Origin of the sequence: Streptococcus sp. HMSC073D05 (assembly GCF_001812015.1) — a bacterium.
Lineage (GTDB): Bacteria > Bacillota > Bacilli > Lactobacillales > Streptococcaceae > Streptococcus > Streptococcus parasanguinis_D.
Genome location: NZ_KV807499.1, coordinates 189,881 through 211,004 on the forward strand (window position 1 = coordinate 189,881; position 21,124 = coordinate 211,004).

The window sequence follows — 21,124 nt, forward strand, 5'->3', positions numbered from 1 at the left end:
TCCTGTTATTTTCCTGACAATTTGATACACTATTCTAGAAAGGAGTCCTTATGAAAATCTATCGTACTGTTAATCCTGTAGCTTATGAAAACACCTACTACCTTGAAAATGACCACTCCCTCATTCTTGTCGATCCAGGTAGCGACTGGGCGACCATTCAAAAACAAATTGATCGCATCGGAAAACCAATCGTAGCGATTCTTTTAACCCATACCCATTACGATCACATTATGAGTCTTGAAAAGGTTCGTCAGACGTATCATTTCCCACCTGTTTATGTCCATTCAGCAGAAGCCAGTTGGTTGTCTTCTCCTGTCGATAATTTATCTGGTTTGGATCGTCATGCGGATTTAGAAGATGTTGAATGCAAGGAGGCCGACTTCCTTTATGAAATTCGCTCCGATTACCAAATAGCTGATTTCCACTTTTATGTTCTGGAGACACCAGGCCACTCTGCAGGAGGGGTTTCCATCGTCTTCCCTGAGGATCACCTGGTTCTATCTGGTGATGCCCTTTTTCGCGAAACCATTGGACGGACCGATCTTCCAACAGGGAATGCGGCACAGTTACTTAGCAGTATCAGAGAAGAACTCTTTCCCCTTCCATCTTCCTACACTGTCTATCCCGGTCATGGCCCTGAAACTTCTATTGGTCACGAGAAGATGTTCAATCCCTTCTTTAGACAATCCTAAAGAGTCCTTATCATCCTTCCTGTCCTCATAAAGTAGACAAAAAAAGCAAGTTCGCACTTGCTTTTTTATTATATCTTAAGAAAACGTCTCATGGAGATTGAAGAACCAATCGCCCCGATCAAAATTCCTAATCCAAAGAGGCCTCCCACCATAATCGGTACCAAGACATGTGGACTATAGAGATACAAGTTTTGATCTGCCAAGTTATTGTTCATTGATGTATAGACAACATTATAAACATAAAAAACCAAAACTGAAGGAACTAAGGCTCCCAAGAGACCAATCCAAGCACCTTCTAAAAGGAATGGTGCACGAATATAGCCATTTTTTGCTCCTACCAGTCGCATAATCTTAATCTCACGACTACGTGAAATGATGGTAATCCGAATGGTATTAGAAATCAAGAAAACTGCGATGAAGATCAATAAAGCTACACCAATTAAGCCCCAGTTTCGGATAAAGGTTCCAAGAGCAAACAAGCGTTGGGTATCGACCCCACCATCTTTAACCTCAGAAACTCCTTCAATTTTTTTGGCATCAGCAGAAACTTGCTTTACATATTTAGGAGCCGTTGTCTCTACATAATAAGCATCATAGAGAGGATTAGCATCTCCATCAAAAATCTTCCAGTTGTTCCCAGCCGTTTTGATCAGTTTATCGTACTGTTCTTCCTTGCTAGAAAAATCAACCTTGTCAACATGTTTCATGGCTGTTAGAGCATCGTAAACCTTATGGTAGTTTTCATTGGTCACGGTTTGACCGTCTTTTTCAATCTGCTCGCTCTGATCTTGAATATCTTTGCGCATGTATACTACAACCCGCACACTATTTTGAATATCATCTGAAAGCTTGATAGTATTGGCAATAACTGAGGCGAAAATAGCAACCAAGCTAAGGGTAATCATAACCGAGCTGACTGCTGCAATCGTCATCCAACCATTTCGTTTCAAGCTTTTAAGCGACTCGATCAAGTGTCGGAAAAATCTTCTAATCATCGTATCCGTACTCTCCTTCCGCTTCATCACGCACTACACGACCATTTTCAATCGCGATGACACGGTGACGTAAAGTATTTACAATTTGACTATTGTGGGTCGCCATCAATACTGTAGTCCCTTGCAAATTAATTCGCTCCAAAAGATTCATGATTTCCCATGAATTATCTGGGTCCAAGTTACCCGTTGGCTCATCCGCAATCAAGACTTTCGGATTATTGACGATCGCACGAGCAATCGCGATCCGTTGTTGCTCCCCGCCGGACAATTCATTCGGGAATGAGCGGACCTTGTGTTTCAACCCAACAAGATCCAAAACTTCCATAACGCGCTTTTTAATATTGCGACGACGCTCTCCAATAACTTGCATAGCATAGGCAATATTTTCATAAACAGTCTTCTTTGGCAGTAATTTATAATCTTGGAAAACCACTCCCACATTGCGTCGCAACATTGGAACATCACGTTTTTTGATTTTATCCAAATCAAAATCAGCAACTTTCAGTGTTCCTTTATCGTGTTTAACTTCACGGTATAAAAGTCGAATAAAGGTCGACTTTCCTGCACCAGAAGGTCCTACAATATAGGCAAATTCTCCCGGTTCAATTCGGACAGATACTCCCCGAAGAGCTGTTGTCCCGTTGTCGTATTTTTTGACAACATCTTTCATTTCAATCATTGACATGTAATGAAATTCCTTTCATTCTTTTCTGGGTTATTCCATGTAGATTACTGGAGACGCCATTTAAGGTAGGCATCGATAAAGCCATCGATATCTCCATCCATCACCTTGTCCACCTGCGCTACTTCATAGTTGGTCCGGTGATCCTTCACCATGGTGTATGGGGTAAAGACATAAGAACGGATTTGACTTCCCCAGGTAATTTCTTTTTTGTCCCCTTTTAGAGAATCCACTTCTGCTGCCTTTTTCTCTTGCTCCAATTGGTAGAGTTTGGCTTGCAACATCTTCATTGCTCGATCACGGTTTCCGTACTGAGTCCTGTCCACAGTGGATGCCACTACAATCCCTGTCGGAATGTGGGTCAAGCGTACCCCTGTAGAAACCTTGTTGACGTTTTGTCCACCAGCTCCACCTGAGCGGAAGGTATCCATCTTGATATCATCGTCACGAACTTCGACTTCGATGGTATCGTCTAATTCAGGCATAACCTCAACAGATGTAAAGGAGGTATGACGCCGTTTAGCAGAGTCAAATGGAGAGATCCGAACCAAACGGTGTACCCCCATTTCAGATTTCAGAAGACCGTATGCATGAGGCCCTTCAAAAGATAAGGTCACAGACTTGATTCCAGCCTCATCTCCAGCCTGATAGTCCAAGATTTCAACCTTGAAGCCATGGGCATTGCCAAAACGAGTATACATCCGAAGAAGCATGTCGCCCCAGTCCTGAGCTTCTGTTCCTCCTGAACCTGGGTGGATTTCTAGGATGGCATTATTATTGTCATAGGGTTCAGACAATAGCAAGGTCATCTCATAGCTGGTCATGCGTTTATCCAGCTCCTCCAACTTCTCGATCAATTCTTCTTTGACCGAATCATCTTCGGTCAAAAAGTCCAGTAAAATTTCTGACTCATCAAAGAGATCCACCATTTGATGGAAATTTTCATAGGTCTGCTTGAGTTCATTTAATTCTTGAGATGTCTTTTGCGCAGCAATGTTATCATCCCAAAAATCAGATTCTGTCATTTTATTTTCTAAAATGGCAATTTCTTCTTCCAATGTCTCTAAGTCAAAGAGACCCCCTGAAAGAAGCTAATTTTTCACGATTTGCATCAATTTTTTGACGAATTTCTGAAATGTCCATAAGTACCTCTTTCTATGTATCTAGTCTATTATATCATAACCTTCACTATTTGCCCACCTTCCAATATTGGATCTACTGGTTGACCACTGCCAAGCCAGCTGATTTTCAGCATTTTTTCTATTCATTTGTAACCTAATTGTTAGAAAAAAAGATTCTCTTATGCTAGACTGGTAGCATGACAACAGTAGCTTTTATGTCCGATTTACATATTGATTCAAACAACTTCGGCAAAGAAGAATTAGAGACCCTGATCACTCTTTTCAAGGACAAAAAAATTCAACATCTCCATATTGCAGGAGATATTGCCAACGGCTTTGAAAAGACCTCACAGGAATTTTTAGACCAACTTCAATGTCACCTTCCAGTGACCTTTAGCCTAGGAAATCATGATATGCTTGGCCTGTCAGAAGAAGCCATAAGACCTTTTGAATTTCAAAAGATTCCCTTCTCCAATCATACGCTTCTTGCCTTTTCGGGCTGGTATGACTACAGTTTTGTTCCTGCCATCTCTCCCCAAAAACATCTCCAAACCAAAAATCTATTTTGGTTTGACAGACGCCTCCAACGAATAGGATCTGATCCAGCCATTACCAAAAATCTTTTGCAAGAGCTGAAACAAGAGCTCATGCGTGTAAATCAACCTTTGATTATCGCCATGCACTTTGTTCCTCATAGTCAGTTTCTCCTACGCCATCCTTATTTTGAACGCTTTAATGCTTTTCTAGGGAGCCAAGCCTTTCATGAGCTTTTTAGACAATATCCAGTCAGAGAGGTGATTTTTGGTCATAGCCACCACCGAATGCCAGCGACAACGATTGACACCATCACCTATCATGCCAGACCTTTAGGCTATGTCCGAGAATGGGAGCTTTTCAAACAATTTTTCGAAGCTTTTCCTGAATATGATTTTCCAAAACAATACGATCCCTACAAACGCTATCGCAGAATTAAAGACCTCCCCGAATTTAAAGCATACAAGAAAAAACAGCTCGCTCATGAATTTTCTCAAGCCATGACGATTCTTGAACTATAAAAAAAAAATTGGTCCCTCTGGGACCAATTTTTTTACTCTTCTGTATCTAAGAGATTTTTTGCAACGATTGCTGCGAGAATTCCTCCGACAATTGGAGCCAAGATAAAGATCCAAATTTGTTTAAGAGCCGCACCACCAACAAAAAGGGCAGGCGCCAAGCTACGAGCTGGGTTAACGGAAAGTCCTGTAATGTTCAAACCAACAAGAATAATCAAAGTCAAGCTCAAACCGATCACAAGACCAGCGATCTTCCCATTACCTTTGGTAGCTGATGTCACAGTCATGATGACCAAAATAAAGATAAAGGAAGCAATTACTTCAAACAAGAATCCGCCAAATGGAGTCACACCCTTCGCTAGGGCATTTTCACCAAGACTAGCTGTTGACATACCTGAATTTGACAAGAGGAAGAGTACTGTTGCAGATGCGAGTACCGCACCCACTACTTGCGCTGCAATATAATTAACCAAGTCCTTTGAAGACAAGCGTTTGTTCACAAACATGGCAATCGAAACAGCCGGGTTCAAGTGGGCACCCGAAACAGTCCCAATTGAGTAAGCTGCTGCAACAATGGATAAACCGAATGCCAAGGCAATTCCTAAATGTCCCAGACCTTCTGTCCCATTTCCAAAAACAACTGCGCCAGTCCCGATAAAGACAAGCATAAATGTGCCAATTACTTCAGCAAAAAACTTTTTCATAACTAAGTTTCCTTTCTTCAAACTGTTGACTAGTTTATCAAAAATCCACACGTACCTCAAGAAATATGCCCAGTCTATTTTGCACGCAAAAAAAGCCATCCGAAGATGACTTTTTTTATGCTTAAATGGCGTTTTTATCTTTTCCAAGTGCACGTTGAACAGCTTTAACAATCTCAACGAGAACAACAATCAAGAGCGAACCAATCATAACAGCTAACCATTGTGTCAAACTCAAATGAGAGACATGGAAGAGTTTGTTAAATCCAGGGACAATGATGGTCGCCATCAAGAGAACAAAGGCAACTGGAATCGACCAGTTAAAGGTCTTGTTCTTGAAGAGTCCCACTTTAAAGATGGATTGGTAAACCGATTTAACGTTAAAGGCATGGAGCAATTGGATCAAACCAAGAGTTGCAAAGGCCATGGTCAAAGCGTCTGCATGGATTTCGGCACGAGTCGCATGTTCTGGATAGAGTAAGGCCCAGCCATAAACACCAAGAACCAGCATGGTTTGGAAGACACCTTGATAAAGAATAGCTCCGAAGACCCCACCGTCAAAGAAGTTAGATTTACGTCCACGAGGTTTGTGGGTCATGACACCTGGCTCAGCTGGTTCCACACCAAGAGCGATGGCTGGAAGAGTATCGGTAACCAGGTTAATCCAGAGAAGATGTACTGGTTGAAGAACATCCCATCCAAAGAGGGTTGCAAAGAAGATGGTAAAGACTTCAGCCATATTGGCAGACAAGAGGTATTGGATAGATTTTTGGATATTTGAGAAGACCTTACGTCCTTCTTCTACCGCTACGATAATGGTTGCAAAGTTATCATCTGCAAGGACCATGTCTGAAGCTCCCTTAGAAACCTCTGTACCTGTAATCCCCATACCGATACCGATATCAGCTGTCTTAAGTGATGGTGCATCGTTGACCCCGTCCCCTGTCATGGCAACAACTTTTCCTTCATTTTGCCAAGCTTTAACGATCCGAACCTTGTGTTCAGGTGATACACGCGCATAGACAGAGTATTGCTTGAAGACTTTTTGGAATTCCTCATCAGAGAGTTCATTCAACTCAGCCCCTGTGAAGACATGGTCTTCTGTATCATTTGGATCGATGATCCCAAGACGTTTGGCAATGGCTTCTGCCGTATCTTGGTGGTCACCTGTGATCATGATCGGACGGATACCTGCTTCCTTAGCGACACGGACAGCTTCTGCAGCTTCTGGACGCTCAGGGTCAATCATACCGACCAAACCAGAGAAGATCAGGTCAGACTCAACAATTTCAGACTCCAAAGTTGGAATTTCGTTGCTTGTCTTATAAGCCATCATCAAGACACGAAGGGCTTGTTTAGCCAAGTCTTTGTTGGTAGCAAGGATAGCTTTCTTATCTTCATCTGTGATAGGACGAACTTCCCCATTGACTTCAATACGCGTCACACGTTTGAGCAATTGGTCAGGAGCCCCCTTGACAGCGATAAAGTATGAACCGTCTGCTTCCTTATGGATAGTAGACATAAGCTTACGGTCTGAGTCAAATGGCAATTCAGCCACACGTGGCTCATCCTTCAAGACTTCACGAACATCAAAGTTGTGGTCCAAACCAAACTGTACCAAAGCAGTCTCTGTTGGGTCCCCAATCAACTTGCCAGATGGGTCCACCTTGGTATCATTGGCAAAGTTCATGATGCGAAGCGTATTATTGTTTGATCCAATTTCGGTTGCTGCACTTTGTAATTGACCGTTGGTATAGACTTTTTCAACCGTCATTTGGTTCATGGTCAAGGTACCTGTTTTATCAGATGCAATGATTTCTGTTGAACCAAGTGTTTCAACGGCTGGCAATTTACGAACAATCGAATTGCGTTTGGCAAGGGTTGTTGTTCCCAAAGAGAGAACAATGGTTACAATGGCAGGAAGTCCTTCTGGAATCGCCGCAACCGCAAGAGCAACTGCTACCATCAAGCCTTCCAATGGATGTTCCCCACGAACGAAGACACCAACAAGGAAAGTCACTGCAGCAATGGCTACAATGAGGTAAGTCAAGGCTTTAGAGAGTTGTTCCAAACTTTGCTTCAACGGTGTTTCCGTTTCATCGGCATTGGCCAACATATCTGCAATCTTACCAACCTCTGTATACATACCTGTGTTGGTCACGACCCCTGTACCACGACCATAGGTTACGTTTGAATTTTGGTAACCCATATTGACACGGTCTCCGATACCAGCATCTGCCTCAACAAGGCCAGTCACATCTTTTTCAACTGGAACCGATTCCCCTGTAAGAGCTGCTTCTTCGATCTTAAGAGAAGCTGCTTCCAACAAGCGCATATCAGCAGGAACCACATCTCCAGCTTCCAGAAGAACGATATCACCTGGGACCAATTCTTTGGAATCAATTTCAATCACGTGACCATCACGGCGGACACGCGCTAATGGACTTGACATGTTTTTCAGTGCTTCGATAGCTGCTTCGGCTTGTCCTTCTTGGTAGACACCAAAGGCTGCATTCAAAACAACAACGGCTAAGATGATCATGGCATCTGTAAGGCCGTCCATTCCTTCTGTGATCACAGAGAGAGCTGCGGCGGTCAACAAGATGATGATCATCAAATCTTTAAACTGATCGATAAACTTAGACAAGAGGCTACGTTTTTCACCTTCGTCCAGTTCATTATGACCATAAGTCGCTAAACGTTCTTGAGCTTGAGCAGCTGACAAGCCTTCAATTGAAGAGTCTAATTCCTTTAGAACTTCTTCTTTACTCTGTGTATAAAACAAAGCTTTATTTTGTTCTTTTGACAAAATAATTTCCTCCTTATATCTTTCTACTAAGTCTCTTTTGCACAAAAAAGAGACCTGTTTGAAAAAACAAGTCTCGCCGTTTAATATAGTGCCGGAAATAATTTCGTAATGACGACACTATCGCGGAAAACCGCCAGCTACTCCCTTGAGTGGTTTTATTATACCATTTTTATAGAATAAAGCAAGCGGGATCTCTAATAATTTAATGAGGTCTACTCTTCCCATTCCACCAGTAATTGATAATTGGCAAATTCCTGTTCTCCATCAAGAGTTAACAAGCGATAAGACACTTGCAAATGCCCTTCCTCTAATTGAAAGAGATCTGTCGTAATCAAAAACTGCTGAATGCCCATCGGAGTTGGGATGATCGCCCCACCATCTTCATTTTTGTAGAAGCGCATGATGGATTTGGGAGTTGAAAATCGTGTCATGACCAATTCATCGTTGGAAAATTTCAAAGCAACCTTTTCATCTTCTTCATTGGTATACAAGAGATATTGAAAACCTGCTTTTTCCTTCCATTCACCTTGATAGTACTGATCAACGATTTCCATTTCTTCTCCAAATCGAATGGTATTTTGAATGCGAACTTGCATCTTTGTCTCCTTCTCTTCTTTTCTTGCCTTACTATTCTATCAAATTTTACGCATTTTGACTGCCCCTATTAGCCTCTAGATCGCAAAATAGGCTTTTTTTTGCTATAATAGACCCATGAATGAAAAAGTCTTTCGCGATCCCGTTCATGATTACGTTCATGTGGATCATCCCATCATTTATCAATTAATTAATAGTAAAGAATTTCAACGACTACGCCGCATCAAACAACTGGGGACATCTGGTTTTACCTTCCACGGTGGGGAGCATAGTCGTTTTTCTCACTGTCTTGGCGCCTATGAAATTTCAAGACGCATTCTGTCCATTTTTGAGGAAAAGTATGCAGAGCAATGGAATTCTGATGAAAACTTACTGACCATGACAGCCGCTCTTCTTCATGACATTGGACATGGTGCCTATTCCCATACCTTTGAAGGACTGTTTGGGACCGATCATGAAAAGATGACCCAGCTGATCATCACCAGTCCAGAGACGGAGGTCAATCAAATCCTCTTGCAAGTGGCTCCTGATTTCCCAAATCGTGTAGCCAGCGTCATTGATCATACCTATCCCAATAAACAAGTGGTGCAATTAATTTCTAGTCAAATTGATGTGGACCGGATGGATTATTTACTGCGGGATGCCTATTTTACAGGGGCTTCCTATGGAAAATTTGACTTGACCCGTATTTTGCGCGTCATTCGACCGATTGAAAATGGCATTGCCTTCCAACAAAATGGCATGCATGCTGTCGAGGATTACGTGGTCAGCCGTTACCAAATGTATATGCAGGTCTACTTCCACCCGGCTACTCGTGCCATGGAAGTCCTCCTTCAAAATCTACTCAAACGCGCTAGAACCATTTATCCAGATCAGAAAGAGTATTTTCAACTGACTTCACCTCGCTTGATTCCATTTTTTGAAGAAGAGGTCACCATTCAAGACTACCTAAACCTAGATGACGGTGTGATGAATACCTATTTCCAAGTCTGGATGGATAGTCCGGATACCATCTTGTCTGATCTTGCTCAGCGCTATATTAATCGGAAAGTCTTTAAATCGATTCTATTTACAGAAGATAAGCGAAATGACTTAGCAATCCTTGAAAAACTGATTAAAGAGATTGGGTTTAATCCAACCTACTACACAGCTATTCATCAAAATTTTGACCTGCCCTACGATATTTATCGACCAGAGCTTGAAAAACCGCGGACCCAGATCGAGATGATCCGAAAAGATGGGAGTCTCGCTGAATTGTCTCAGTTGTCTCCACTCGTCGCTGCTTTAGCAGGAACTCGCTATGGGGACAACCGCTTCTATTTCCCCAAAGAAATGCTGGAGGTTAATGGACTTTTCAGTAAGCAAGTAGAGGAATTCACTTCCTATATCACCAATGATTATTTTACAGGAGAGACGGATGTCCATTAAATTAGTGGCGATCGATATCGACGGTACACTTCTTAATTCAAAGAAAGAAATCACACCTTCCGTATTTGAAGCCATTCAAGATGCTAAAGCTGCAGGCGTTAAAATCGTGATCACAACCGGTCGTCCTATCGCAGGGGTCTCAAAAATTTTAAAAGAACTCCATTTGATGGATCCTGGAGACTATGTTATTACCTTTAATGGCGGTCTGGTGCAAGAAACCGCTACTGGAAAAGAACTCATCAAAGACCTTTTGCATTATGAGGACTATCTCGATATCGAGTCTCTTGCTAACAAACTCCAAATCCACTCTCATGCAATTACTAAAGACGGCATCTATACCAGCAACCGCGATATCGGACGCTACACCATTCATGAATCTCAACTGGTCAATATGCCCCTTTATTACCGGACGCCTGAAGAAGTTCTTGAGAAAGAATTTGTCAAGGCCATGTATATCGATGAACCAGACATTCTAGATGCTGCGATTGCAAAAATCCCTAAAGAATTCGAGGACCGCTTCACTATGGTCAAATCAGCCCCTTTTTATTTAGAAATTCTAGGGAAAACAACCAATAAGGGATCAGCTGTTCTTCATCTAGCTGAACGACTTGGAATTCAGCAAGAAGAAACCATGGCCATCGGAGATGAGGAAAATGACCGTTCCATGCTAGAAGTCGTGGGACATGCCGTCGTTATGGAGAATGGCAATCCAGCTCTTAAAAAAATTGCTACAACTATTACCAAATCAAATGATGAATCTGGCGTTGCATACGCCATTAGAAAGTGGGTATTATAAGAAATGTACCATTACCAGCTAGGAATTTCAGCTAGTGAGCATGATGACTTTGTTATTCAGAGTGATCAAACCAATCTCTTACAAAGCAGCTCATGGGCAAAAATCAAAGATAATTGGGGAAATGAACGGGTTGGTTTTTATCAAGAAGACCAATTAGTCGCTGTTGCTAGCATCTTGATTCAACCCCTGCCACTTGGCTTTTCCATGCTTTACATTCCTCGAGGCCCAATCATGGATTACCAAAACAAAGAGCTGGTTTTCTATGTGATCCAGTCTCTTAAAAAAATTGCCAAACAATACAAGGCCTTGTTTGTGAAATTTGATCCAAGTCTTTTCTTGAGTAAACATTTGATTGGACAAGAACAGACGCAATCTCCTGCTGTGCAAACGATGATCGACACCTTAACTAAAGAAGGGGTTGAATGGACTGGCCGAACCAGTGATATGGCAGAAAATATCCAACCACGCTTTCAAGCAAATATCCACAAAGAGTTTTTCACTGAGCAAGATCTTTCAAAATCTACTCGACAAGCCATCCGAACTGCTCGAAACAAAGGGATCCATGTCCAATTTGGCGGGACTGAATTGTTGAAGGACTTTGCTTCTCTCATGAAAAAGACTGAGGCTCGTAAAAGCATTCATTTACGTGGAAAAGACTACTACGAAAAACTGCTCACTACCTACCAAGGACAATCCTACATTACTTTGTCTACTCTAGATCTCGAGGAACGGAAAACCTTCCTTATAAAAGATCTTGAAAAAAACAAGGCAGAGGCTGAAAAATTCACAGAAAAAACAAAGCCTGGCAAGGTTGAGAACAACCAAAAAGAAAAAGAGCGGATAGAGGAAGAACTGCAATTTCTTGAACAGCATCTCCAAGCAGGTAGACAGGTTGTTCCTTTATCTGGGACCTTAACCCTTGAATTCGGTGGGACGTCTGAAAATGTTTATGCAGGGATGGATGAAGAATTCCGCCGTTACCAACCTGCTATCCTCACCTGGTATGAAACTGCCCAACACGCTTTCGACCGTGGTGCTTCTTGGCAAAATATGGGGGGCATTGAAAATTCACTCGATGGTGGTCTCTATCATTTCAAATCTAAATTTAATCCTGTCATTGAAGAATTTGTTGGGGAATTCAACCTCCCAACCAGTCCACTCTATCCACTTGTAAACAAAGTCTACAAGATCCGGAAAAAATTAAGGAGTAAATAAGTTACATGACTCTTACGATAATTTCAAAAGAAGAATTTACCTCATTTGCAAATACTGTCTCACATCGTTCCTTCATCCAGTCTGCTGAAATGGCAGATCTGCTCGAAAAGCGAGGAAACACGGTCCAATTTATCGCTTGGAAACAAGAAAATCAAGTCCAAGTGGCAGCAATCTTGTACAGTCTTCCTATGACAGGTGGTCTCCATATGGAAATCAATTCTGGCCCTCTTTACCAAGAGGAGACTATGCTAGAACCCTTCTATGCAGCCTTAAAAGACTATGCGAAAGAAAATGGGGCTATTGAACTCGTTATCAAGCCCTATGATACCTATCAAACCTTTGACAGTGACGGCAATCCAACCAGTGAAGAGCAAACCCATTTCATGGATACCCTAAAAAAATTGGGCTATCAGCATGATGGTTTAACAACAGGTTATCCAGGAGGAGAACCTGATTGGCATTATGTAAAAGACATGGAGGGCATCACCGAAAAAAATCTTCTTACGAGCTTCAGTAAAAAAGGAAAGCCACTTGTTAAGAAAGCTAAGGCTTTTGGCATTCAATTGAAACGGTTAAACAGAGATGAACTGCAGCTCTTCAAGGAAATTACTTCTTCTACCAGTGACCGTCGAGACTATCAAGATAAGACCTTAGATTATTACCAAACCTTCTATGATAGTTTTGGCGACAAAGTGGAATTTATGATTGCGACACTGAATTTCGAACACTATCTAGCAATATTACAATCAAAACATAATGATCTTCAATCTCAAATTAACCCTCTAATAGAAAAAGTTTCATCAGGTATTAATTCTGCGAAAGTAAATAAACAAATATCACAATTAAATCTGCAAATAAGTAAACTTTCCATTCGGATTAATGAAGCAAAGGAATATATTGAAAAATATGGAGATCAAGACGTCATTCTTGCAGGTAGCCTCTTCGTCTATATGCCACAAGAATCCACCTATTTATTCAGTGGCTCTTATACAGAATTTAATAAGTTCTATGCTCCTGCTGTTCTCCAAGAATATATGATGCTTGAAACCATCAAACGTGGTATCCCAAAATATAACTTCCTGGGTATTCAAGGAATCTTTGACGGGTCAGACGGTGTGCTTCGTTTCAAACAAAACTTCAATGGCTACATCGTTCGTAAGATGGGGACCTTCCGTTATTATCCCCGTCCTCTTAAATACAAACTGATTTCTCTCATTAAGAAACTATTAGGACGTTCCTAACTTAAAAGACCAGCTTTGTAGCTGGTCTTTTCTACTATAAAAAAAGACGAGAAACCTCTCGCCTTTTTATATGTCATTATTTAACAAAGTCAAGCAATGCCAAGAAGCTTTCAGCTTCAAGTGATGCACCACCAACAAGAGCTCCGTCAACGTCTGGACAAGCCATGTATTCAGCAACATTTTCAGGTTTAACTGATCCACCATATTGAACACGTACTTTGTCAGCAACTTCTTGACCAAAGTCAGCAGCTACAACGTCACGAACAACTTTACACATTTTTTGTGCGTCGTCTTGTGAAGCTGATTTACCAGTACCGATAGCCCAGATTGGTTCGTAGGCGATTACTGTTGAAGCGACTTGTTCTGCAGTCAATCCAGCAAGGGCAGCTGAAACTTGAGCACCTACGAATTCTGCTGCTTTACCAGCTTCGTAAGTTTCAAGGCTTTCACCACAACAGATGATTGGAAGCATGCCGTTCGCAAAGATTGCTTTTGCTTTTTTGTTGATGTCTTCATCTGTTTCGTGGAAGTAATCACGACGTTCAGAGTGACCGATAACAACGTAGTTAACACCCATTTCTGACAATACTTTTGGAGAAGTTTCACCAGTAAAGGCACCAGCATTTTCAAAGTAAGTGTTTTGGGCAGCAACTTTAAGGTTTGAACCTTTAGCAGCAGCAAGAACAGTTGCCAAGTCAACTGCAGGAGCTGCGATACCAGCTTCAACAAGGTCAGCTGAAGGAAGTTTTGATGCTACAGCTTCAACGAATGCTTTTGCTTCTTCTGGATTTTTGTTCATTTTCCAGTTACCAGCGATAAATGGTTTACGTGACATTTCACATACCTCTTTTTTCTAATTTTATACTATCTATTTTACCATAATTTTCGTCATAATGAAAGGTTGCACAAGCTCATTTTACTTTTTACCAAAATAAAAACCCCGTCTTCACGGGGTTTTCTGTCTGTCTATATAATTGTTAATCTGGGAACTAGATCGAATTAAGCTTCGATTTCAGTAACCATACCTGAACCAACAGTACGTCCACCTTCACGGATTGAGAATGTAGTACCTTGTTCAACGGCGATTGGGTGGATCAACTCAACGTCGATAGTCACGTTATCACCAGGCATTACCATTTCAGTTCCAGCTGGAAGTTCGATAGATCCAGTTACGTCAGTTGTACGGAAGTAGAACTGTGGACGGTAGTTGTTGAAGAATGGAGTATGACGTCCACCTTCTTCTTTAGTAAGGATGTAAACTTCACCTTTGAATTTAGTGTGTGGGTTGATTGAACCTGGTTTAGCGATAACTTGTCCACGTTCGATTTCATCACGTTGGATACCACGAAGAAGCACACCAACGTTATCCCCTGCAAGACCTTCGTCAAGTTGTTTACGGAACATTTCAACACCAGTAACAACTGCTTTTTGGATTTCGTCTTTGATACCAACGATTTCGATTTCGTCGTTGACACGAACAACACCACGGTCGATACGTCCTGAAGCAACTGTACCACGTCCAGTGATTGAGAATACGTCTTCGACTGGAAGAAGCAATGGTTTGTCAGTATCACGTTCTGGTTCTGGGATGTACTCATCAACAGTATCCATCAATTCCATGATGATGTCTTCATATTTAGAGTCACCTTCAAGAGCTTTAAGAGCTGAACCTTGGATAACTGGAAGGTCATCACCTGGGAAATCGTATTCTGAAAGAAGGTCACGGATTTCCATTTCAACCAATTCAAGCAATTCTTCATCGTCAACCAAGTCAACTTTGTTCATGAAGACGATCAAGTGTTTAACACCAACCTGACGTGAAAGAAGGATGTGTTCACGTGTTTGTGGCATTGGTCCGTCAGTTGAAGCTACTACAAGGATAGCTCCGTCCATTTGAGCGGCACCAGTGATCATGTTTTTAACGTAGTCCGCGTGTCCTGGAGCGTCGATGTGAGCGTAGTGACGTTTAGCAGTTTCGTACTCAACGTGTGCAGTGTTGATGGTGATACCGCGTTCGCGTTCTTCTGGAGCAGCATCGATAGACGCATAGTCTTTAGGTTGGTTAACTGATGAAGGCAAGCGACGTGCCAAAACAGTTGTGATTGCTGCAGTTAGGGTAGTTTTACCGTGGTCAACGTGTCCGATTGTACCGATGTTAACGTGCGGTTTACTACGATCGTATTTTTCTTTTGCCATTTGAGTAAAAGCCTCCAATAAAATATATTTTATAGATAGACAGTAGGCAATACAGTCTAACTTTCCTTACTATTCTATCGAATTTTAGATGAAATTGCAAGCCTTTTACCTATATTTTCTTAATTATTCCTCTTCTTTTCTTTTATTTTATCATCTTGCTGAAAGATCCTGATCTAGCTTTGAAAATTCTCATTTAAAATCTTCAATTTAAGCTCGTTAAGCATCTTCTATCACTTCATTTCAGAGCAGAAAAAATCGGAACAATGTTCCGATTTTTTTAACCTGAATTTCGTAATCCTGTAGCCACTCCATTGATCGTAATATGGATCAGCTTGTCTTGATCGGCTGGTAGTTGTCCAGTCCGTTGACGTCGAATCAATTCTAACTGAATATAGTTCAGGACGTTAAAGTACGGCATCCGGTAATCCAAACTTTCTTTCAGATAAGGGTTCTCCGCGAGCAACTCGTCTTGTTCCTCAATCATCAAGATGATGTCCTTGGTCAATTGCCATTCATGTAAGATAATCTGATAAATATTGCTAACTTCTTCTTCTTCACACAATTGAGCGTACTCAAAGGCAATGTCCATGTTGGCTTTGGATAAAACCATGTCCACATTTGACAAGAGAGATTGGAAGAAAGGCCAGTTTTTATACATGTATCGAAGGGTTTCGATATTCTCAGGATCCTCATCGATAAATTCCTTAAAGCTAGAACCTACTCCGTACCAACCAGGGAACATCACCCGACTTTGTGACCAAGAGAAGACCCAAGGGATAGCACGCAAACCACCGATTTCTGTAATGGTCTTACGAGCAGCAGGACGTGAACCAATATTAAAGCTTGAAATTGCTTTGATCGGACTTGATTCAAAGAAGTAATCATAGAAGTGCTCATTTCCAAAGACCAAATCACGATAGATATCGTAACTGCGATTCACGACTTTATCCATGACTTCCCCGAAACGATCAAACATAGAGAATGGACTCTTTTGTTCTGCAATCATTCGGTTAATGGTTGCAGAGACGAGCATTTCAAGGTTGTAGTAGGCGGCATCTTTGTTTCCGTATTTATTGCCGATCACTTCCCCTTGCTCGGTTAAGCGGATACGGTCATTAATGGATTTCAATGGTTGAGAAGTGATGGCTTCATAAGTAGGACCTCCACCACGGCCAACAGTACCACCACGACCATGGAAGAAGGTAATCTTCACTCCAAACTCGTCTCCGATAGCGGTCAATTGTTGTTGAGCTTTAAAGAGGGTCCAGCAAGAAGACAAGTATCCACCATCTTTGTTGGAATCAGAGTAACCTAACATAATCTCTTGGTAGTTGTTCTTAGAAGCAATCCAACGTTTGGCAATCGGAAGAGACAAGTAACTTCTCATGGTTTCTTCTGAGTGATCCAAGTCTTCGATCGTTTCAAACAACGGTACGATTTGAACGCGAGCTTTTTCCGTATCGACTAAGCCCACTTCTTTCAACATCACAGCCAATTCCAACATATCTGATACACTTGTTGCATGAGAAATGATGTTTTGACGAATGACTTCTTCTCCTAAACGATCCTTCAATTCACGGGCCGTTTGGAAAATCGCTAATTCTTTTTCAAGCAGTTCAGATTTTTCAGCATGAGTTGCTGATAAAATTCGTGGGTCTTCTAAAAGTTCTTTCAAGAGAACTTGACACTTTTCATCCTCTGATAAATCAGAATAATGGTCATCAATCCCTGCTGATTTCAATAATTCTGCCACACAGGCTTCATGCACACTCGAATCCTGGCGCATATCAATAGAGGCCAGATAGAATCCAAAAACATCGATGGCTTCTAGAAGTTCTGCAAACTCACCAGAAATTAAATACTCTGATTTGTTTTCTAACAAGGAATCTTTGATCTTTTCAAGGTCTTCTTTGAATTCTTGAGCTGAGGCATAAGCTGGAGCTTCTTTCTCAGAAATTTTCTTTAAAGCTCCAGAGATACGATTGCCAATATAATCAGAAACCGGCCCTTGTTGGTGATTATTTGCTCCCAACAATCTCTCGACCGCATAACGATCTTCTCTGGTTTCTCCCACCATCGTCCATTCTTTTAAATTGACCAAGGTTTGGATCAATTTTGATTGGATATAGTGGAAAGCCCGACGGTAAGGTTCTTTTTCACGAAAGACGGATGTATCACTTGATAGGGCTGCCATTTCAGCTACTGCTTCACTTGTTTTAGAAAGACTCGTTGAAAGGGAGAAATGACGGTATAATTTTGAAATCTTTTCGATGTAATAGTTCAAAATGACTTCACTTTGAATAGTTGCTGAACGCTTCAAGGTCTCAGCTGTTACAAACGGATTCCCGTCCCGGTCTCCCCCGATCCACATGCCCATTGTGATCGGACGTGGTTGTTCAAGCTCTAATCCATGCTCTTTTGCCAAGCGTTTGTATTCCAACATCAGGTTTGGAACAGCTTGCAAGAAGGAGCTATTGTAATATTCCATGACGTTGGTGATCTCATTAGTAACCTTCAATTTTTTATCACGAATCATATCCGTTTGCATCATGATTTCGATATTACAACGAAGGTTGTTATACCACTTATTCTCATTCATTAAACCAGCTTTAACATCCCGGTGCTGACGAAGAAGAGCATGAATATGATTGGTTAGATCCAGCATGGTTTTTCGTTGCACTTGAGTTGGATGGGCTGTTAAAACAGGTACAATATTGAGATTTTCAAGAATTTCTTGTGCATCTTCATTTTTTGCAACTTCTTTAATGGTTGAAGAAAGTTTTCCGAGGTATTCACCATCCACGTTATTCAAATGATTAATTTCATAGGCCAAATCGACATCTTCTGAGATGTTAATCAAGAGTGGTAAAATGGCAAAATAACGTGAAATCACTGTCATTTCTTCATTTGTCAATTGTTCCACTATTTGATTTAACTCACGATAGTTCTGTGTTTTTGATAGATCCTTCAACTGTCTAATTTTATCAAAGGTTTCCGGACGAACCAAATTTTTCGTAATATCATCTAATAAATTAGTTAAAATTTCGGCTTCTTCTTTGATAATATCTTTATTTGTGAAGTTCTCTAATTTTTGTAAGACCATTTTTTCTCCTTTTTGAATAGCCATTCAACAATTCCCTTTTAATAATAAGGTTTGATTTTACCTTTTTCTTCAAAAACCATGCCTTCTTGTTCCATCTTAGCCCGTTTTTCACTAGCATCGATATTCAAAACGAAAGCAATCGCTACGGATAAGACCCATAAGCTATTTCCCCCTTGGGATAAGAAGGGGAAGGTCACTCCTGTAGACGGAATCAAACCAGAAATTCCTCCGATGTTAATGAAGGTTTGTACCAAGATCATCCCACCGATCCCAATAGCCATCATTGAATTAAAAGGATTCTTTGCTCGAATACCGACTAAAATGATCCGAAGAATCAAGAAGAATAAGAGAGCAAGAATCAAGCTAGCTCCAACAAAACCTAATTCTTCAATCACGATCGCAAACACAAAGTCTGTGTGCGCTTCTGGTAAGTAACCTTGTTTTTCAATGGAATTTCCTAGCCCCAAGCCAAACCAACCACCGTTACTCATGGCATAGTATGAATTAGCTAATTGGTGGCCTGCGCCAGACAAGTCATTAAAGGGGTTAAAGAAGGCACTAAAACGTTTGGCCACATAACCAAATACAGGAATTTTAGCGACACGGTCCACACCGATGATCCATATTGAACCAAGGACAATGGTGGATGCTCCAACAACTAAACCAAGTAAAGAGGTAAACCAACGGTAGCCCACTCCACTAGCCGTAATCATGATCAAGACCGTTAAGGCCAAGATCGTCGCATTTCCCAAGTCCGGCATAATCACAACGATTCCAATCAGAGTCAAGGTCAGCCAACGCCAATCGTTTAAATTCCTTGGAATCCATTCATTATGGGTCAAGGCTTGATAATCATAATCACGGATTTCATCTTGTCGTTTCGAAAAGATCAAGGCCAGATACCAGACTAAGATCACCTTAAGGTATTCAGCTGGCTGGATACTAAACCCTCCTGGGATCGTCAACCAACCGTGAGCTCCGTTGACCGTATCTGTGATAAACCTAGACAAAATCAACAAAATCACTTCAATAAAGATGACAAAAGCCAATACTTTTTTATTTCGAAGAAAGTTTAAGCTAAATTTATAAATCAAGGCGATGGTTAGGAGACTTAGGATGAAAAAGAACCCCTGTGTCCGGACCATCCGAATCGAACTCACTCCACTTTGAATCGCCAAGGCACTTGTTGTCGAATAGACTACAATCAAGCCAATGATGGATAAAATCAAATAGGGAATGAGGATGGAATAATTTAAAAGATGTCTTTTTTCAATTTTCATAATTCACCATATTCCTAATGTTCAACCCTCATTATATCATTTTTAAGAAGCAAAACCAAGGAAAGGCCAGAAAAGATTCGGCTTCTTCCCTTTTTTCAAGAAATATTCTAATCATTCTTCTTATTTTCATATATTTTTATCCTTTTTCGATGAAAAGATTCCTTTTTTTTGAAAATAATGGCTGAAATCAGCATCTTTTAAGCATTAAGTTTTGCCTTTTCGTATTTTTTACGGTAAAATGTTTCTGTATGAGAAAAAGGATAAAACCCGTTGTTCTCTTTGTCTTTTTTATCGGTATCATTTCTTTTCTCGTTCTTTCACGAACGATTGCCGATCTACAAGCCAGAGAACGACTAGAAACAACCAAAACCATTCCGAACTCCAATACACCTCGAAAAACAACTACTGCAAGCTCTTCTTCAAAAAAAGAAGAAGACATCAATCCAGAACTGGTTGGCCGCCCGATCATTGATATTTCAGGCTGGCAATTGCCTAGTGAAATTGATTACGATGTCCTCTCCCAAAATGTGGGAGGTGTGATCGTTCGTGTCCATAGTGGGGCTCAAGCTAAAAAGGAAAATGCGGCAACCTACTTAAATGGTCTGGATAAATCTTTTAAAACCCATATTCAAGAATTCCAAAAACGAAATATCCCTGTTGCAGTCTACGCTTATGTCGCTGCTAAGGATAAAAAAGAAATGGAAAAAGAAGCAGAAGAATTTTACAAGGCTGCTTCTCCTTACAAACCGACCTACTATTGGTTAGACGTTGAGGAAAAAACCATGAAGGATATGAATGCAGGTGTTGAAGCTTTCCGAGCAAAACTACAAGCTTTGGGTGCAAAAAATATTGGACTCTATATCGGAACCTACTTCATGGAAGAACATAGTATCTCCACTGATAAATTTACAGCTCTTTGGATTCCTACTTATGGATTTGATGATGGCTACTATAATGCCGCGCCAGATACCAATACGGAATACGACTTGCATCAATATACCTCTCAAGGGCAATTAAATGGATTCTCACACTACTTGGATCTCAACCAAATTGCTCCGACGCAAGACCAAGAAGCGATTTATCGGAAACTATTCAAGGTACAAAAAGATAACTCTTCCTAATAGCCTTAAAACAGCAGATTAAGTGATCTTCACTTTTTCTGCTGTTTTCTATTTTTAAGGAGAATACAATATCGTCGCTATTATATGTTATAATGGTC

General features: G+C 41.0%; 17 protein-coding genes. 7 read left to right on the forward strand and 10 right to left on the reverse strand.

Annotation, left to right across the window (positions count from 1 at the left end; genetic code table 11):
* Positions 1-50 precede the first annotated feature (50 nt).
* The gene (locus HMPREF2832_RS08390; RefSeq protein WP_070506572.1) at positions 51-692 is read left to right on the forward strand and encodes an MBL fold metallo-hydrolase; all 642 of its coding nucleotides are present in this window, start codon (positions 51-53) and stop codon (positions 690-692) included.
* Between the two features lie 68 nt (positions 693-760).
* Here the strand turns inward: HMPREF2832_RS08390 and ftsX are convergent, their stop codons facing one another.
* From ftsX to prfB, 3 genes are all read right to left on the reverse strand, one after another.
* Positions 761-1,687, reverse strand: coding sequence for a permease-like cell division protein FtsX (ftsX, locus tag HMPREF2832_RS08395; RefSeq protein WP_013903864.1), 927 nt, complete (start codon positions 1,685-1,687; stop codon positions 761-763).
* Positions 1,680-2,372, reverse strand: coding sequence for a cell division ATP-binding protein FtsE (gene ftsE / locus HMPREF2832_RS08400; protein WP_003018939.1), 693 nt, complete (start codon positions 2,370-2,372; stop codon positions 1,680-1,682). The genes ftsX and ftsE overlap by 8 nt, the downstream gene beginning before the upstream one ends.
* Positions 2,373-2,416: 44 nt before the next feature.
* A protein-coding gene (gene prfB / locus HMPREF2832_RS08405; protein ID WP_148131359.1) for a peptide chain release factor 2 occupies positions 2,417-3,512 on the reverse strand; the annotation gives its coding sequence in 2 pieces (ribosomal slippage) (positions 2,417-3,439 and positions 3,441-3,512; 1,095 coding nt in all).
* Positions 3,513-3,687: 175 nt separating this feature from the next.
* On the opposite strand from prfB, the gene HMPREF2832_RS08410 reads away from it, so the two are divergent.
* Entirely contained in the window at positions 3,688-4,545 is an 858-nt protein-coding gene (locus tag HMPREF2832_RS08410; RefSeq protein WP_070506575.1) for a metallophosphoesterase, read from the forward strand.
* Positions 4,546-4,577: 32 nt separating this feature from the next.
* Here the strand turns inward: HMPREF2832_RS08410 and HMPREF2832_RS08415 are convergent, their stop codons facing one another.
* From HMPREF2832_RS08415 to HMPREF2832_RS08425, 3 genes are all read right to left on the reverse strand, one after another.
* Complete coding sequence (locus HMPREF2832_RS08415) at positions 4,578-5,246, reverse strand: MIP/aquaporin family protein (protein WP_049497435.1); 669 nt, start codon at positions 5,244-5,246, stop codon at positions 4,578-4,580.
* Between the two features lie 121 nt (positions 5,247-5,367).
* Positions 5,368-8,052 (reverse strand): cation-translocating P-type ATPase, encoded by a 2,685-nt coding sequence (locus HMPREF2832_RS08420; RefSeq protein ID WP_070506581.1) that lies wholly within the window; start codon positions 8,050-8,052, stop codon positions 5,368-5,370.
* Positions 8,053-8,264: 212 nt separating this feature from the next.
* Positions 8,265-8,648 carry a YwiB family protein gene (locus HMPREF2832_RS08425; RefSeq protein ID WP_049497432.1) on the reverse strand — a complete coding sequence of 128 codons (384 nt, stop codon included), beginning with the start codon at positions 8,646-8,648 and terminating at the stop codon, positions 8,265-8,267.
* A gap of 115 nt (positions 8,649-8,763) precedes the next feature.
* Between HMPREF2832_RS08425 and HMPREF2832_RS08430 the strand changes: the two genes are divergently transcribed.
* The 4 genes from HMPREF2832_RS08430 to HMPREF2832_RS08445 are packed head-to-tail and all read left to right on the forward strand — an operon-like array spanning position 8,764 to position 13,326.
* The gene (locus tag HMPREF2832_RS08430; RefSeq protein WP_049497430.1) at positions 8,764-10,074 is read left to right on the forward strand and encodes an HD domain-containing protein; all 1,311 of its coding nucleotides are present in this window, start codon (positions 8,764-8,766) and stop codon (positions 10,072-10,074) included.
* Positions 10,064-10,870, forward strand: coding sequence for a sugar-phosphatase (yidA, locus tag HMPREF2832_RS08435; RefSeq protein WP_070506587.1), 807 nt, complete (start codon positions 10,064-10,066; stop codon positions 10,868-10,870). The genes HMPREF2832_RS08430 and yidA overlap by 11 nt, the downstream gene beginning before the upstream one ends.
* Positions 10,871-10,873: 3 nt before the next feature.
* On the forward strand, positions 10,874-12,085 hold the full coding sequence (locus HMPREF2832_RS08440) for an aminoacyltransferase (RefSeq protein ID WP_070506592.1): 1,212 nt from the start codon (positions 10,874-10,876) through the stop codon (positions 12,083-12,085).
* A 5-nt stretch (positions 12,086-12,090) separates the two neighbouring features.
* Positions 12,091-13,326 carry an aminoacyltransferase gene (locus HMPREF2832_RS08445; protein ID WP_070506596.1) on the forward strand — a complete coding sequence of 412 codons (1,236 nt, stop codon included), beginning with the start codon at positions 12,091-12,093 and terminating at the stop codon, positions 13,324-13,326.
* A gap of 76 nt (positions 13,327-13,402) precedes the next feature.
* Here HMPREF2832_RS08445 and tpiA read toward each other — a convergent pair whose 3' ends face one another.
* The 4 genes from tpiA to ftsW all read right to left on the reverse strand — a co-directional run bounded on the left by tpiA (position 13,403) and on the right by ftsW (position 19,905).
* Positions 13,403-14,161, reverse strand: a complete 759-nt coding sequence (gene tpiA / locus HMPREF2832_RS08450; RefSeq protein WP_070506603.1) for a triose-phosphate isomerase — start codon at positions 14,159-14,161, stop codon at positions 13,403-13,405.
* Positions 14,162-14,325: 164 nt separating this feature from the next.
* Positions 14,326-15,522: an elongation factor Tu gene (tuf, locus tag HMPREF2832_RS08455; RefSeq protein ID WP_003008055.1), complete on the reverse strand. Its 1,197-nt coding sequence runs from the start codon at positions 15,520-15,522 to the stop codon at positions 14,326-14,328.
* A 277-nt stretch (positions 15,523-15,799) separates the two neighbouring features.
* Entirely contained in the window at positions 15,800-18,625 is a 2,826-nt protein-coding gene (ppc, locus tag HMPREF2832_RS08460; RefSeq protein WP_070506994.1) for a phosphoenolpyruvate carboxylase, read from the reverse strand.
* Between the two features lie 38 nt (positions 18,626-18,663).
* The gene (ftsW, locus tag HMPREF2832_RS08465; protein ID WP_070506608.1) at positions 18,664-19,905 is read right to left on the reverse strand and encodes a cell division peptidoglycan polymerase FtsW; all 1,242 of its coding nucleotides are present in this window, start codon (positions 19,903-19,905) and stop codon (positions 18,664-18,666) included.
* Between the two features lie 248 nt (positions 19,906-20,153).
* Here ftsW and HMPREF2832_RS08470 point away from each other — a divergent pair, with 248 nt between their 5' ends.
* The gene (locus HMPREF2832_RS08470; protein ID WP_070506613.1) at positions 20,154-21,026 is read left to right on the forward strand and encodes a GH25 family lysozyme; all 873 of its coding nucleotides are present in this window, start codon (positions 20,154-20,156) and stop codon (positions 21,024-21,026) included.
* Positions 21,027-21,124: the final 98 nt, after the last annotated feature.